Source organism: Patescibacteria group bacterium, from assembly GCA_038065315.1.
Taxonomy (GTDB): domain Bacteria; phylum Patescibacteriota; class Minisyncoccia; order Phycocordibacterales; family JBBTRF01; genus JBBTRF01.
The window spans coordinates 14149-31059 of sequence record JBBTRF010000001.1 but is presented as its reverse complement, the minus strand read 5'-3'; the positions used below and the strand labels follow the sequence as shown (position 1 = coordinate 31059).

The 16911-nt window shown below is 51.7% G+C and carries 10 protein-coding genes and 1 pseudogene; 5 read left to right on the top strand and 6 right to left on the bottom strand.

The features are described from left to right. Positions 1-26 precede the first annotated feature (26 nt). From rpmF to AAB391_00100, 4 genes and pseudogenes are all read right to left on the bottom strand, one after another. Positions 27-188 (bottom strand): annotated as a pseudogene (gene rpmF, locus AAB391_00115) (50S ribosomal protein L32). A gap of 59 nt (positions 189-247) precedes the next feature. Then, positions 248-886 (bottom strand): hypothetical protein, encoded by a 639-nt coding sequence (locus AAB391_00110; GenBank protein ID MEK7644715.1) that lies wholly within the window; start codon positions 884-886, stop codon positions 248-250. Positions 887-971: 85 nt separating this feature from the next. Further along, positions 972-1469, bottom strand: coding sequence for a hypothetical protein (locus tag AAB391_00105; protein MEK7644714.1), 498 nt, complete (start codon positions 1467-1469; stop codon positions 972-974). A 79-nt stretch (positions 1470-1548) separates the two neighbouring features. Continuing rightward, the gene (locus AAB391_00100; GenBank protein ID MEK7644713.1) at positions 1549-2169 is read right to left on the bottom strand and encodes a ribonuclease HII; all 621 of its coding nucleotides are present in this window, start codon (positions 2167-2169) and stop codon (positions 1549-1551) included. 127 nt (positions 2170-2296) lie between these two features. Between AAB391_00100 and AAB391_00095 the strand changes: the two genes are divergently transcribed. Both AAB391_00095 and dnaE read left to right on the top strand, forming a co-directional pair. Continuing rightward, on the top strand, positions 2297-2533 hold the full coding sequence (locus AAB391_00095) for a hypothetical protein (GenBank protein ID MEK7644712.1): 237 nt from the start codon (positions 2297-2299) through the stop codon (positions 2531-2533). Between the two features lie 66 nt (positions 2534-2599). Beyond that, entirely contained in the window at positions 2600-7138 is a 4539-nt protein-coding gene (gene dnaE / locus AAB391_00090) for a DNA polymerase III subunit alpha (protein ID MEK7644711.1), read from the top strand. An 87-nt stretch (positions 7139-7225) separates the two neighbouring features. Here dnaE and AAB391_00085 read toward each other — a convergent pair whose 3' ends face one another. Both AAB391_00085 and AAB391_00080 read right to left on the bottom strand, forming a co-directional pair. Beyond that, a complete protein-coding gene (locus AAB391_00085) occupies positions 7226-9223 on the bottom strand; it encodes a DEAD/DEAH box helicase family protein (GenBank protein ID MEK7644710.1) in 1998 nt (665 codons plus the stop codon). Positions 9224-9369: 146 nt separating this feature from the next. Then, on the bottom strand, positions 9370-11451 hold the full coding sequence (locus AAB391_00080) for a zinc-ribbon domain-containing protein (protein MEK7644709.1): 2082 nt from the start codon (positions 11449-11451) through the stop codon (positions 9370-9372). Positions 11452-11616: 165 nt separating this feature from the next. On the opposite strand from AAB391_00080, the gene AAB391_00075 reads away from it, so the two are divergent. The 3 genes from AAB391_00075 to AAB391_00065 all read left to right on the top strand — a co-directional run bounded on the left by AAB391_00075 (position 11617) and on the right by AAB391_00065 (position 16889). Further along, positions 11617-13551 (top strand): sigma-70 family RNA polymerase sigma factor, encoded by a 1935-nt coding sequence (locus AAB391_00075; GenBank protein MEK7644708.1) that lies wholly within the window; start codon positions 11617-11619, stop codon positions 13549-13551. A 610-nt stretch (positions 13552-14161) separates the two neighbouring features. Continuing rightward, entirely contained in the window at positions 14162-16024 is a 1863-nt protein-coding gene (gene thrS, locus AAB391_00070; GenBank protein MEK7644707.1) for a threonine--tRNA ligase, read from the top strand. A 13-nt stretch (positions 16025-16037) separates the two neighbouring features. Then, positions 16038-16889, top strand: coding sequence for a hypothetical protein (locus AAB391_00065; protein ID MEK7644706.1), 852 nt, complete (start codon positions 16038-16040; stop codon positions 16887-16889). Positions 16890-16911 lie beyond the last annotated feature (22 nt).

Below are 16911 nucleotides of genomic sequence, written 5' to 3'. Positions count from 1 at the left end.
TGCTTTACCGCGGTACCCGCAACGTCGAGGATCTGCATCCCTCGGTAATTGCCGGTTTCGAGACACACTCGGTGTCGCTGATGAGGAATACCGGTCTTTGCATCAATAGAAATCCGCGGTCCCGTGAGGGCGTGATGGGATCGGCGATTGCCGGTGTGAGACCGATTGGCGCGCATTCGTACTACCATAGTGCCTAATAGTATACACGATATGGGTATTTTGGCAACTACCTAGCTGACAATCGGGACTATCGAGTACCTGAAATGCCGAAACCGAGCCGAGAGGCGCGTTCGGTATCCTTCTTTGAGGCATGTCCAGCAGAAAAGAGTACGGACCCGTCGGAATAGACAAAATATCGATTGAATCCGTGAGCACCGTATATCGTAAAGAGTGATACTGGGGCGCCTTCTCCTGTCTTTCCTTTACTCCAAGACTCAATTGCTTTCAGCGCAGAAGCTGCAGTCTGACCTTCCGCCTTCTCGCCCAAAAGCCAACCTTCGCCTTCGAGATAGCTCATCGCCCTGAGGGTATCTTCATAGTGCGTAAGAAGATTTTTCGGAATTTTGCTTTCCATTTTCTCCTGCTGCCTCTCGATTTCATCCGCGGCCTTCTTTTTCCGCTCTCTCAACAATTCCTCTTCAAGATCTTCAATCTCTGAACTACCGCCTGGAGATTCTCGACGTAACCATGCCAACTTACATTCACTATCCCCCTCCATCTTATGCTGACGCTCTCGGTCAAGCCTCAACCATTCGTCATATCCAAGCGAAACATCTCCAGAATGAAGAGTTGCGAATGTTTCCTCTGCCCACTGCTTCGCTTCGGGAGAAACTTCGTATCGAGCGTCAGGGGTGGAATTCGAGCGGAGAGATTCGTTTGGTTGCATGATAATAAGTATATAACAAAAAAGAAGGCCCTCACTAGCACATGGCGAGCGAGGGCTTGGGAACAGAGACGGAAGAGGTGACGACTCAGCAGCGGGGCTTCACCGGCTCCATGAGGTAAACGCCCTTGCCGGGTTCCCAGCCGAGGGCGGTTATGAGAGCCTTCAGTTTCGGGATCTCGCCAGAGTTCAGGCAGGTGAGTTCTGGTGTTGAACCCCGCATCGTCCTGCCATTGAAGTAGATCACCGGCCTCATGACACCTAGACCTCGAAGTCTGAATCTTGGCTTGATGCAGAGATCACCGACAGGAACCAAATCTCCATGGATATTACCGATCTCGAAACCGAGAGAAAGTTCGTGATTACAAATCTCACGGCCGCCACTGACACAGAACCGGACAGCGAAGTCATACACTCGAGCAGTCGTCTTTACCGGAAGGGATTTCAGTTCAAGCAAATCAATCTGATTGATGCGAGGGCGAGTAGTGAAATTCACCAGGGAACGGAGCGTAAATTCGACGGTCCGAAGAGCGGCGAGGTCGTAAGCGTCAAAGACGAGTTTGACTTTTTTGAAAGAGGTGGTCATGTCTAAGGTCTTTCTATATATCCGAGGGATCATTCCCTCGAATCGTCGCTTTTCCAAGCGACTACTGGAGACAATCTAATCACGAAAGAGTGAGCTTTGTCAAGAAGGCGCGTCGATGCAGTGGACAGGGGCCGTACTTGCGGATGACAGCCCGGTGCTTGGTGGTACCGTAACCCTTGTGGACATCGAAGCCGTAGAGGGGGTATTTTTTGTGGAGTGCGATCATCTTTTGGTCGCGGAGATGCTTTGCGACGATAGAGGCGAGGCCGATCGAGACTTCGGAAGTATCGCCCTTGATGATCGTTTTTTGGCGCGTGAAGTTGGCGGGCGCTTTCAGTCCTCCATCAAGACGGATGTCGCATTGGGCGGGCGCGAGCTTGGCTGTGCGAACCACTGCACGTAGCGATGTGTCGAGCGCCTTGCGGATAGCAAAAGAAAGTCCTTTGGTATCAATGATTTTTTCGCTCACGAACGTTACTTTGAAATCGAGGTGACCGCTTTTTTGCGCCGCGCGGATGCGAGCGTACCATATCGCCCGTTCGGAGGGCTTTATCTGCTTGGAGTCGAAGGTTTTGCGGCGAAATTCTTTTGGTAGCGTTTTTTTTAGCACGAGCGCACCCACCGCCACCGGCCCAGCCAGCGGTCCACGACCAACTTCGTCGATGCCGATGACGTAGCGATTGTTCGCACGAGGCTTCATACCTACTACTATACCTTTATTTTGCAAGGGGTTTAAGCTAATGACAAATTTTATTTAATCTTTAACGGAAATTAGCTCTTTCTTTATCGTTTTTTAGCAGTTTCTCTATCACCACTTTTGTACAATTATGAGCGAACATGAATTGGTACTTCATGTCGTGGGCCTGCTGGTGGTTCCAGGTATCGCAACCTTACCAATTGCGCACGCGGGTTCGATCCCCGTCAGGTCCATCAAAATCTGCCCAGAGGGGCACTTGACCGAAATCGGTAAAATCGTTTATCATTACTGTATTGGTAAGGTTGCGGTTCCCAAGGACGCCCGTTCGGGGCGTTTTTGTTTTGACGTTTTTGTTTTGGCTTTTTGAACGACGCGGGTATATAATGACGGTACAATCAAACAGCGACCCTGCGCTCCCCACCAGGCAATTCATATGTCCACCCAGCCAAATAATTTTGTCCACCTAAACGTCCACAGCCACTATTCCCTATTGGCGGCGCTGCCAAAAATTCCGGACCTCATCGAGGCAGCCAAGGAAGACGGTATGACGGCGATCGCCCTCACCGACAATGGCAGCTTGTATGGTGCCATCGAATTTTACAAAGATTGCAAAAAGGCCGGCATCAAGCCGATCATCGGAGTGCACGCGTACATTGCGGCGCGCTCGCGCAAAGACAAGCAGGCCGGCGTGGACAATCGACGCACCCGCCTAATACTCCTGGCGAAGGACCACGCCGGCTACAAGAGCCTGGTGAAGCTGGTGACTATCTCCCACTTTGACGGCTTCTATTACAAGCCGCGGCTCGATCGCGAGCTCATCTCACAATACCCCGCCGGGCTGGTGTGTATCATCCCGTCCCTCGGAGGCGAAGTGGCGGCGGCATTGCGCGGCGCGGCGGGTCCAGAAGCACCGGAGGCACAGGAAAAAGCTCGCGAGATTATCGCTTTCTACAAAACCACCTACGGCGCAGAAAATGTCTTCCTCGAAATCACTCACCACACCGGTATTGAAGGACACGAGGCACTGATGGAACACATCATCGCCATCGCCAAAGCGACCAACACCCCACTCGTGGCCGCACACGATATTTATTATATCTCTCCCGACGACAAACAGGCGCGCAACACTTTGATGATGGTAAACAGTTCCGGTGACGGTGGCGATCGCGGTGGCAATGGCGGCCTCGGCGCCGACGACACCGACTTCTCTTTCATGACGACCAAGAAGATGGAGAAGTTGTTCAAAAAAGATGCTGCGATTGGCGCCGAAGCGCTCGCCAACACCGCCAAGATCGCAGCAATGTGCAACCTCGACCTCACCCTCGGCAAATGGCTGTTCCCGAACTACATCGTGGAGAGCGGGCGCTCATACGACGATGAGCTCAGGTTCCTTGCCTACGAAGGCATTAAGACACGCGACATCGCTGAGACACCAGAGATGTTCCAACGTCTCGAATACGAACTCAAGGTCATCAAGGACAAAGGCTACGCACAATATTTCCTCGTGGTGTCCGATCTGCTCCGTTTTGCGCATGAAAACAATATTCTCACCACGATTCGAGGTTCGGTTGCAGGATCACTCGTGACCTATCTCGCACACATCACAAATGTAGATCCGCTCGAATACAAGCTCCCCTTCGAACGATTCCTCAACCCTGAGCGACCCTCCGCGCCCGATATCGATATGGACTACGCCGACAACCGTCGCGACGAGGTGATCGAATATGCCCGCAAAAAATACGGTAAAGATCACGTCGCACAGATCGGCACATTCGGTACAATGATGGCGCGCGGAGCAGTACGAGATGTCGCCCGTGCGATGGGTTTCGGCTATGAAGTCGGCGACAAGATTTCCAAACTCATCCCGATGGGCGCCCAAGGCTTCCCAATGACCATCGACCGCGCACTCGACGAAGTGCCCGAGCTCAAAAAGCTGTACAAAGAAGACGATGACACGAAGCAGATTATCGAGATGGCGAAAAAGATCGAAGGCTGTGCCCGCCACATCTCCGTACATGCTGCTGGCGTGGTGATCGGCCCGCAACCCCTCACTGAATACGTACCCCTCCAGTACGATACCAAGGGCGAAGACAAAATCATCACTCAATACGACATGCATGGCGTCGGCGAAGATGGTATGGGCCTGCTTAAATTCGACTTCCTCGGTATCAAAAACCTTTCCATCCTCGCCGATGCGGTGGATCGTGTGAAAAAAATCGAAGGCGTCACTGTCGACATTGAGAACGTCGACGTCACTAACAAAAAAACATTTGAAATGCTCGCCCGCGGCGAGACCATCGGCCTCTTCCAGCTCAACGGCTCCGGCATGACGCGCTTCCTCAAAGATCTAAAGCCTTCGACCATCCACGACATCAATGCGATGGTGGCTTTGTACCGACCGGGTCCGATGGAAAAAATTCCAGACTATATCGAGCGCAAACACGACCATTCAAAGATTCGATACCTTGACCCGCGCCTAAAAGATATTTTGGACCGCTCGTACGGTGTGATCACCTACCAGGACGACGTCATGCTCACAGCGATCAAGCTCGGTGGCTACTCGTGGCTCGAGGCCGATAAGCTCCGAAAGGCGATGGGCAAAAAGATTCCGAAAGAAATGGAGGAGCAGAAGGGGAAACTCATCGCGGGTTTGGTAAAAAACGGGATGAAAGAGGACACAGCAAAGGAGCTCTGGACCCTCATTGAACCATTCGCCGCCTACGGTTTCAACAAATGCGTGACAGGCGACACACGAATTACCGACGCAAAAAGTGGTGCGATGTTCACCGTGAAAGAATTATATGAGAGCGACAAACACATCTCGCTCCATTCTTTGAATGAAACCAAAAAACTGGTACCTCAAAAAATATCAGCAGTGCTACAGAACGGTGTCAAAAATATATTCGAACTCAAGACCCGCACTGGCCGCAGCATTCGCGCAACCGACAACCACCCATTTTTGACATTTAATGGATGGAAAAATCTAGGAACACTAGAGATTGGCGAGCGAATTGCGATACCTAGGAAACTATCAGTTAAAAGTGGCTTAGAGATCCCAGCTTACCGAGCGGCGACGCTTGGCTATCTTATCGCTGAAGGAAATCTTTGTCATCCGCATGGACCTTACTACTACTCAACGCAGGAAGATGAAATCAGCGATTTTATTTTTCATGCACAACAGTTCGAGAACAGCAAGTTCACGATTGACCGAAGCAAACCGGCAGCATCTGTGTACTGTGGGCAGAAGAATCAGAGACTGGGGAACTCTCTTCAAAAATGGCTTATCCGCCTCGAGCTGACTGGGAAAAAAGCTACCGAAAAGTCAATTCCCAGAGAAGTCTTCCGGTGGAAAAAGGAAACTCAAGCACTCCTGCTTGGCAAAATGTGGCAGGGAGATGGCTGTGTGAGCCCACAAAACCAGCAAGTATTTTATTCCACCAGCTCAATTCAACTTGCCCGAGACGTGCAGCATCTTCTTGTTCGTTTTGAGATAACGAGCACTATTCATCGAAAAAAGTTCAACTATCGAGGCGGAATTAAAATAGGTTATAACGTAACAATCTGTCATCGAGAAAACCTGGCACGCTTTGGAGAAACGATCGGCACACATTTGATAGACAAGAAGAAACGACTGCTTATCGACCTGCTTCGTCAATGCAATTTGATCGCAACCATTGCTGCACGCGGAACGAAAGATGTCATCCCGGCCGCAGTGATGAATCTAGTAAGGTCTGTCATGTGTGAACAAAAGATAACTGTTCGTGAAGCGGCTTATCAGACAGGGCTTGCAGAGAGGTTATTTTCATATGATGCAAAAAAGATCGGCTACCAACGTGAAGTGTTGACACGGATGGGTAACGTACTAGCCTCTCCGGATATACTGAACCACTCGCAATCGGATATCTACTGGGACGAGGTCGTGTCGATCCTTCCTGCCGGAAAAGAAATGACGTACGACATCAGTATGCCCGTCCATCACAATTTTGTGGCGAACGATATCATCGTACACAACTCGCACGCAGCGTCATACGGCCGTGTCGCATACCAAACGGCATACATGAAGGCCAATTTCCCCGCCATCTATATGTCGGCCGTGCTCACCGCCGACTCCGGCGACGTTGAAAAAATCGGCGAAACGATCACCGAATGCAAACGTATGGGCATCCCTGTGTTGCCGCCGTCGGTGAATGAAAGCTTCAGCCAATTCACCATTGTGAAAGGTGCAGAGAAAAGCGAAAAAGATCGCATCCGTTTCGGGTTGGTGACGATCAAAAATTTCGGCCAAGGCGCGGCGACCGCGATCATCGAGGAGCGGAAGCGTGCCGGCCGATTCACTTCGCTCAGCAATTTTTTGGAGCGTGTGAAGGACAAAAATGTGAACAAGAAAACGCTCGAAGCGCTGATCAAGGCCGGAGCACTCGACGAGCTCGGCGAACGCGGCGTAATGCTCGCCAACATTGAGACCTTGCTCATGTACAACAAAGAATTGGCGAAAGCGTCGGCAAACCAAGACTCTCTGTTTGGCGGCCTTTCGGGTGCTGCGGCCGGCAGCGGTGCCACTCTGAAGCTCGCGCCCGTGCCGGCCGCTCCCATGACCGACCGCCTCGCGTGGGAAAAAGAGCTTCTCGGTCTCTACGTCTCCGGCCACCCGCTCGACAAATATCGCGACATCCTCGAGAAGCGCGATGTGAATGTGAAAAAGATTCGCGAGGAAGGCAAAGAAGGCACGATCGTGGTGGTCGCGGGCATCATCGAAGAGATGCGCCCTATCGCCACGAAGAAGGGCGAGCAAATGGTGTTCATGAAGATCGCCGACCTGTCCGGCTCGATGGAGGCGGTGGTGTTTCCCCGAACGCTCATCGAATTCAAATCCCTCATCGTGCTCGAAAAATGCATCGCGATCAAAGGAAAAGTCTCTCACCGCAACGGCGAAGTGAGCTTGCTAGTGGAGAAGGTGAAGGCCCTCGTATAGATCTCCGCAAAAAAATATAAAAAAACAGCTTGGCATGTCACCTGCCAAGCTGTATCGAGCTGTCTTCTTCAGAACAATGCGGTGTCATCAACCATCGGCCTGAGCAAGCCTTATAAGCGCCTCAGTGAAGGAGCCGAAGCGTCCACAGAAGGCCCCTACGCTTGCCGACAACTGACCCTGTTTGCGTAAGCGCTCAATGTCGCCGCAAGAAGGCCGTCGTCCCAAGATCATCTTAGCCTTCTGGAGCTGGCTGATAAGGTCGGCTTCCGAATACCGTTTCGGTTTTTTAGCCTTCTCTACCAGACCAGCTGCAAGGAGCGCATGACTCCAAGAACCAAAGGCTTGGCGAAAGACGTTAGGGCTGGCTGTTTTGTGGTCCGCGGACGCTTGTATAACATCGTCTACGGATGGAGTTCTTCCATTCTCAGTGTGCAAGGCTTGAAGCTGTTTAATGAGTGCAGGCTTCCCTAAACCGACATACTTTGTTGGCTTTGCATCAATCTTCTCAAGTGCGGCCCCTAGGGAACCGAAATGACTCCGGAACACCGGTTCGCACGAACACCTACCGGCCTTTGAACCAGCAGCGATATCCTTTTGAGTCGGCGATCGGCCGAGCTCGTCTCTCAAGACTCGTAATTGCTCAAGAAGGATTTCGTCGGACACGTTGAGCATCTGATTTACGGCAAGTCCCGCGGCCAGAAGTGCATTAGAGAAATTACCGAATTCGTTACTCAACGCAGCACCGCTCGGCATTTCTTTGTTGCCCTGCACTTCAACCTGTGTCGGCGAGCGGCCGAGCTTCGCAGCGAAACCCTTGAGCAGTGCGACCATCTCGTCTCGTGTGTATCCTTCAGTAATTCGACGAACAAGCTCGGTAATCTGAACTGCTTTTTCCTGGAAGTGAACATGGTCCACATTCAACAGAAACGGTTCGGTCTGCCTTCTCACTGCTAGCTTCTCGGCTTTTGGACCGGTCGGCGGCCTTGCCAAGAAGTGTTGACGTCTAGTCGCAACATCCTGCCAAAGGGTGTAGATGGTCTTCACTCGTTCGCAGTTGCCGACGAAGTCGAGCACCAGCACACCTGTCTTTCCCTCGCTGAGCCGCAAGCCACGGCCGAGTTGTTGAAACAGCACAATCGGCGATGACGTAGAGCGCAGGAACACAAGGACATTCGCTTTCGGAATATCGATGCCCTCGTTAAACACATCAACGACCAATAATGTCGGAATCACTCCTTGACGAAACATCTCGAGACGAATGACTCGCTCTCTGAAAGACACCTTCGAATGGATCGCTATACTGTTCGGCATGAGCCGGGACAAGCGGTCGCAATACTCGATGGACTCACAGAAGACAATCGATCTTGGATCGATGACTGCTCGGATATGTTTCTGAATCAGCGAAATGATCTCTTCGTCACGTTTAGCGACAAAGACCTTTCGGTTGAGCATTGCCAAACTGAGGCGGTGGCCGGGTGCTTCGATGACCCGCTTGAGCTGAATCTCGTCCGTCAGAAGTCGGTAATCGACTGGAGCGAGCAATCCCTGAGCGAGCGCCTCTTCAAGAGGTAAGTAGAAGACTTCCCGGCCAAACACTTTTCGAATATCCTGGCCGTCGGTGCGATTGGGTGTCGCTGTCATTCCGAGTAGGAATTTCGGCTTCCAATACTCAACGACGTCCAGATACGTGTCGGCACTGGTCCGATGACTTTCATCAATGATGACGTAATCGAACTCATCAGGACGAAAGCTCTTTCTCTGCTTCCGCATCGTCTGTAGTGAAGCGAAAAGGAAATCGACTTTGTCGAGGTCTTTTTTCGTCCCATGATAGAAACCAAAGGAGCATTCGTTACCGTGAATCACCTCGAAAGTGGTTCGAGCCTGCTGAAGAATGTTGTTCTGATGGCAGAGGTAGAGCACCCTGGCCTTAGGATGCATCTTCCGAAAGCGGAGACAATCGAATGCTCCTGTGACAGTTTTACCGAGACCGCTGGCCATGACCACGAGGGCTGCCACAGCGCCTTTTTGTCGAGCGCGCTGGATGGCTTTGAGGCCATCTTCCTGATACCAATAGGGCTGGATCATAGGGACTCTCTTGGGTTGAGGGTTGATTGAGTTGGCTGAAATGTTAAATAGCTGAACCAAATTCGATAGTAAAATAAAAAATGTATAATGTCAATGTTTGTGGCAATAAAGAACCCCTTGCGGCACGAAGCCGCAAGGGGTTGGAGTTACACGATTACTTCCACCTCAACAGAGGTGGTCGGATGACAAAGGACGCAGCGAGCACCTTCGAGGCGTTGTCGGACACTGGCTTGCCAGTAGCGGCCGCAATCAAAACAAAGCCACCACAACGGATCTGGCGATCTTACCAAAGCTTCTTCGACCGGAATACGGTTGCGAGAGGCATACTCTTCTGCCAAATGAGGATGTTCGATGATGATGTTTGTTTGCGGTGCTGAAGGTTTTTGACCTTGACCAACCGAGACGATCTTAGGCACACAGTTTGCACACCTTAGGCCGTACCGTGTTCGCATGTCAGCACTTGTCTGCCAGCTTTTCCCGCAAGATCCACAGATCCACCACCGAAGCGGACGACTGTGACAACCGACGTGTTCAGGCGACAACATGTTGACGTCGGAATATTCGGCAGCGATCTCAGGAAACTTCAGTGCCAGATTGTTCTGGTATTGCGGCATTTGTCCTGCGCAAGCAGGGCAACCATCACCACGATGCACACGACTACGGGCTCTGCCCCGCCATTCAAACTGGCAGGTCCGACACTGCCACCAGAATACTTCCGGCGAAGTTGCCTTTATCTGCCAGGAAGCAAGTGGGTTCTTTATGGAATACTCTCTAGCAAGTGCCGGCTGCAACACCAGCAAACTATTGTCTTCCGTGACTCGGTCTGCACAGGCGGGGCAACTCTTACCAGACAGACGCAATGCTGCGCTCATCTTGTATTCGTGTTTGCAGACATCGCAGACCCACCACACTTCTCGCCAGGTCTTGGCAGAGAGATGGGATGCGGCCAACGCGTTGCGAGGCGAATATTCGTTGAATAAGAGTTCGTTGTCCGAGATCCGGTTTGGACGGACACGCTTCACGATATCGAGAACCTCGAGAGTCTTCTCGTCGAAGGAGATCCCGAGACCACCGAAGTTCGTCTTTTCGACACCTGCAATGTCCTTGACCGATCGCGGACCCAACGGCTTAGACAGCCGGGTCCTCTCACGTCTTTGAGTGACATCTGATAATTCCTTGAGCATCATGATCCGTTTGCAGTTGCCGACGAAATCAAGCACCCTGACTTTTTCCTTGCCCTCGTAGCGGCGAAGTCCCCTTCCCAGTTGCTGGAAGAAAATCGTGAGCGATGCCGTCGAGCGCAAGAAGACGATCAGATTTGCCTGTGGAATATCGACACCCTCGTTGAAGCAGTCGACAGTGACCACAGTCTGAACCAAACCAAGACGGAAGAGCTCGAGACGCACCATTCGTTCCTTGGCAGACACCTTCGAGTGGATGGTTACGCTTTCAGGCAGCAGTTTGGAGATCCTGTCGGCGTGGGCTATCGAGTTTGCAAAGACGATCGTCCTCGGTTCCGTAAGTTCCTTCGCGTGACGAAGAATGACGGAAGCGACTTCCCTATCCTGTTTGGGAACGAATACCTGCTCGTCGAGATCGTCGACAGTCAATCCGTCCCTGGTCTTTACGTCTCCGACAGAAATATCATCCGTCACAAGTCGATAATCGACCGGGGTGAGCAAGCCTCTGCTAAGCGCCTCTTCCAAAGGGAGGTAATAGACCTCGTTACCATAGACACTTCGAATACTTAATCCGTCACGGCGATCTGGCGTTGCTGTCAGACCCAAGAGAAATTTTGGCGTGAAGAACTGGACAGCACTGAGATAGGTCGGCGCAGGAGTATGATGGCTCTCATCGACGACTACGTAATCGAACTCATTGGGCCTGAACACATCCCTGCCATGCTTTAGAACTGTCCGAAGCGATGCAAAGACACAGTCTGCCTGATGAATCCTCTTTTCATGACCATTGAAGAGACCGAAGCGATAGTCTGGACCGAGGACACTTTGAAATGTCGCACTCGCCTGATGAAGAATCTCGTTTTGATGACAGAGATATAACAAGCGACCGCGTCCCTGATCGGCAAACCATTTTTGGACATCGAATGCCGAGGTTACAGTCTTACCGAGACCGCTTGCCATTACCACGAGAGCTTTGTTGGCCCCCGCAGCGCGTGCTTCGGAAATCTTTCCGCAACACTCCGCCTGATACTCGAACGGCGAGAACATAGAGGGTTCCTTTCTGGTTGGAGCTTCTGATGATGTGGCTGAAATTTACAAAAAGCTCTGCTCACTTTTTAGCACATTATGGCAATGCATGTCAAATATTAGACAATATAAAATTATTGTGGTAATTTGAAAAAAGTACAACAGCGACCTTTACCAATTGAACATATGGCAACACCCAACGAAACCGTGTCCCCTTTCTTGAGGGGTGGCACTTTGCAAGATTGTCAATTCAGCTCCGGAGCACAGCAGACGCTTCGTGAGGCTTCTCAGCGAGGTTCAATCTCGCCTTCCGAAATCGCTTCCTTATTCCCGGTTGCCTTCCTTAGGAATCGGGATAAATTCACACAGGCCTTCGCGGCACTCATTGAGATCCTCAAGAGCGCCGATATCAAGGTGGAAGTCTCAGTAACCCACACCCACGTGCACCAACATGTGCACACCCACATCCATGAGGGACAAAATCCCGACTCACTGCTCTCAAAGCTAGGCTTGAAACTGCCGGCAGACATTAGCGGCGACATGCCAGTCAAAAAACGGAAAACCCGTTCGAATGATATGGTTCTCCGACCGACGCACGGAAAAAACGAGGAATTTGGCAACCTTCCCACAGAAAACGCTGAGCTGGAGAGAGAAGAGGAGATAGACCAGGAACCCGACGGTGCTGTCTTGGATGAGGTCGAAGAGTCTGAAATGGATGGTGACGAAGAGGCTGTCCCGATCAAGGGCGTCAAAGATGAACGAAACTCCTACTACAGAGCCGTTGAATCTTACCCGCTCATCCCCCATCAGGAGATGCTGGAATTCGCTCGAAAATTCCAGGAGGAGAAAGACCAAGGTGCCTTTGAAATCATGGTCTGCCACAACATGAGACTTGTTCTCAAGATTGCCTCGCACTACCAAGGACGAGGGGTCGACTTCGACGATCTCGTGCAAGCCGGCAATATCGGCCTAATGAGGGCCGTCGAGAAATTCGACTACCGTCGCGGCAACCACTTCTCTACCTATGCTACGTGGTGGATACGGAACTACATAACGAGAGTCACCACGGAGACAGCTCCGATGATCAGACTACCGCAACATGTGGTGGACGGTAGAGTAAAAGTATGGAAAGCGATCGAGGCATTGACCGCGGAACTGCACCGCACCCCAACCATCGAGGAGATCGCGGAGAAGTCCGGCCTAGCTCCGAAACACGTCCAGAAACTTGTCAGCGCCGGCACCTCGGCGATCGCCTCACTTGAAAGTGTCGTGGGTAATTCTGCAAGAGGCGGAAGGGAAATAGTGTTTGGCGACATTCTCAAAAACGAAAGCGCCGTTCCTCCGGACATGTTTCTGGAGATGAAGGAGTCGCGAGAAGAAGCGCAAGCTTCAATTCAGCGGCTGTTTACAGCACTCGACCAACTCCCTTTGTCGATACGAGATCGAGAGTCTTTCATAGCCTACTATGGTCTCGACGGCACATCGGAAGGCGTGACCTTGGAGGACCTCGGCCAGCGATACGGCGTCAGCAGAGAAAGGATTCGCTTTAGGATCGCCGAGACAATAAAGGCGCTCCGAGAAGTTGGAATTGAGGCGAGAGATGAACAGATCATGGCCGCAGTGAGTCGAGTCGACGAATTCGACAAGCTCGTCGGCGAACAAATGCCCCTCAATAGCCTGGCCGACCTACCTGCACTAGCCACATGGCAGGCTCACGAAGAAGCAACCAAACCTCTTGGCCCCGAAGAAGTCGAGTCTGTCGAAATGGAGACGAACATCCCTCGGGCGATAATCCAAAAAGCAGAAGTCCTGTTGCCGATAGAGAGGATGGAAAAGATCCTCGCGGTAGTCAGTAAGGCTTACGGAACAACCCCAGAGAAGATAAGAGCCGAGGGGAGGGGGAAAGCTACGATCGCCTGGGCTCGTCACATCGCCGCCTACCTGCTCAGGGAAGATCTGAAAATGCACTGGACAGAAATCGGAGCCTTCCTTGGCGGAAGAGACCATACGACGATCATCAATAGCCATAAGGTGATCACGCTACACGTCACCAGGGGTGGAAACATCCTTACAGACCTCGCTTCGATTCGAACCCTGATCGAGGTTCCGACCAAAGGCTGACCCGAGGTCAGCCGCACCAAAAACAACGCACCGCGCCGGAGACATCTCCGGCGCGGTTTTTATTTGTCAGCATCAAAAGTAGTTGACTAAACAGCCCAAAATATCTTATAGTAGCTAGCGAAGGGCATCAAGCAACCGCAAGGCACACTTCATGCCTGGGTCTCTCTTTGCAGAGGCCATGGTCAGCTCAGAGGGTGTCGCCACCTTCCTTTTGACCGGAAGACAGCGACGCTTCGCGCTTGCCGCGAGCCATGAAGGAGTCTGAGTCCGTCGAGTACGGACAAAGACGGGAGGGACACTCGCAAGGGTGCCCTCTTTTTTCATTGATTTTGCCAACAACGAATGGGTGTAGTATACTTTCACCCATAGAGATTGTTGCGGCTACCAACCGCAATTGCCCAAAAGCAAGGCATGCAGCCCTAATCTGTCGGCCCAAAAGCCAGAGTGCCTGTGCAAACGCAAGTAAAGCGCAGGAAGCCCGGTGGAACCACGAGGAAAACGCACGGCGTATAAGCCAGTTTCCCCGCCCGAGCAAATGAATGATTTTTTCGTTCATTTGCTCGGGCGTTTTCCGTTCCGCGTCATCGTTTAACCACTTAATCATTTCTTTATGAAAACCTCCCTCGAACACAAGCGCCACACGATCGCCCACCTGCTCGCCGCGGCAGTGGAGCAGCTCTACCCGGGTACCAAAAACACCATTGGCCCCGCAGTCGACAACGGATTCTATTACGACTTCGAGTTTGGAAAGATTCCAGAACACGCGAAGGCGAATGCCGGTGAGGGAGCGCCAGCGACACTCATCCATAAGGACAAGTCTGTCGTCTCCGAAAAAGATCTGCCGAAGATCGAAAAAAAGATGCGCGAAATCCTCGGACATTGGGAAGCCTTCACCCATATCGAAGTCTCCCCCGCCGACGCACGAAAAGTGTTTGCCAATAATCCGTACAAACTCGAGCTCATCGAGGAGATTGTCGCCAAGAAAGAAAAGATCACCCTCTATACCTGCGGCCCGAAGGATGCCATCGGCGGCGAGAGCGGCAATGATGACGAACACGGCAAATACGTGTTCACCGACCTCTGTCGCGGCGGCCATGCGGAAGATCCGTCGAAAGAAATTCCGGTAAATAGCTTCCGACTCACACACCTCGCCGGCGCCTATTGGCGAGGGAGCGAGAAGAACACTATGCTCACCCGTATCTATGGCTACGCTTTTGATACCAAAGAAGCCCTTGATCACTACGAAACCATGCTCGAGGAAGCGAAGAAGCGTGACCACAAGAAGCTTGGCAAGGAGCTCGACCTTTTCACTTTTTCCGATCTTGTCGGCGCCGGCCTGCCTCTTTGGACACCAAAAGGTACGATGCTCCGCGACACACTCGACAATTTCGTCTGGGAACTCCGCAGCAAATATGGTTACGAGCGTGTCGATATTCCACACATCACTAAAAAAGATTTGTATGAAAAAAGCGGCCATTGGGCAAAATTCAAAGATGAGCTGTTCAAAATAGACACTCGTGAGCACCATGAATTTGTGATGAAGCCGATGAACTGTCCGCATCATACCCAGATCTACGCCCGCAAATCCTGGAGCTATCGCGAGCTCCCTCAGCGATACGCCTCGACAACGAAAGTGTACCGCGATGAACAATCCGGTGAACTTTCTGGCCTCTCTCGCGTGCGTTGCATCACTCAGGACGACGCACACGTGTTCTGCCAAGGCTCGCAAGTGAAGCAGGAAATGGGCAATATTTGGGATATCATTCAGACCTTCTACGGAGCGGTCGGCTTCGTACTCACGCCTCGCCTGTCCCTCCACGACCCGAAACAGATGGAGAAATATCTCGGCACCGCAGCAACATGGGCAAAGACGGAAAACGAACTACGCGACCTCGTGAAGCAAAAAGGTGCAACTGCATACGAAGCACTCGGGGAAGCCGCTTTCTACGGACCAAAGGTGGACTTCATGGCCAAAGATTCTCTGGGACGCGAGTGGCAGGTGGCCACGATCCAGCTCGACATGAACATGCCGGAGCGTTTTGAACTCGAATGTACCAACGAAAAAGGTGAGCGCGAACAGATCGTGATGATCCATGCCGCGATCATGGGCTCGATCGAACGATATCTCTCCGTACTCATCGAACACTTCGCCGGCAGCTTCCCTCTTTGGCTTTCGCCAACACAGGTGAAAGTGATCCCGATCGGCGATGGGCACCATGCCGCAGCAGCCGAAACACACGCAGCGCTCGTAGCTGCAGGCATCCGTTCCGACCTCGCGCTGGGCAATGAAGGTTTCGGTAAAAAGGTGCGTCAAGCCAAGACTGAGCGCGTGCCGTATTTCATCATCATCGGCGACAAGGACCTTGCCGCAGGCGCCGTGACGATCGAAAGCCGCGACAAAGGCAATCTCGGTCAGATGAAAACCGCCGATGTTGTGAAGAAATTGGCGGAGGAGATTAAGAGGAAAGCCTAACGCACAAAAATATATGAGTCAATTTGAAAGATTCGACGGTGAAGAGTTGATGAGTCCGCGAGAGATTGAATTGGCGTATCAACAAGCCCTGAAAGTACTATCTTCGCCTATTCAGCTCCGGGATTTCCCCAACTACCGAGATTGGGAAAAAGATCAAGCACACGTAGAGTACCTGAAAAAGCAATTCGAGGTAGCGAATAGAAACATGACAGCGGCAGAGCGAGAAGCACAGCATCTTGGAAAGATTTTCGAGGCGATTCTGTTCGAGCAGATCGAGCAAAGTAATTGGCTTGGAGAAAATGCTACGACAATTCAACCCGCAGACTATGACGACTTTGTGAACGGCGTAGACTGCATCGTAGAAATTGAAGAGAGTGAGACCGCCACTTCCCACCTAGCGCTCGCCATGGACGTCACGGTAAGCGGACGCTTTGGCGATAAGTTTAAGGATATCAAAGGATCGATCGATGCGGGGGAGCTTACAAAAATAAAATACTTCGCCACAGACGCCGGCAACTTCAAGGGCGAAAAGAGTCTTGTTCCGCATGTCGTAGTCGCAGTAGATCGTCCGACCTTGTTCAGCATGATCAAGGCGTGGACAAAAAAGGATCGGAAGGCTCTGGCAGAACATCCGGCTCAGGTGAAGATTTTGGAGGAAATTCGTCTCCAACTCAAGGCGTACGGAGAGTATGCAGCGTCTGTCGGGCAACAAAAATTAGCCGACGTGTATGGACACTCTCTTGCTATTGCCGAGAAGATTATTGCCGAAAAAAATATTACCGCAGACCAGCTAAGAGAAGCACATCGGGACGACTTCCTCGATGCGATTCAGTTTAATGCACAACACCTAAAAGACCGGAGATAGTCCTTTTGTGACGCGATCGAGA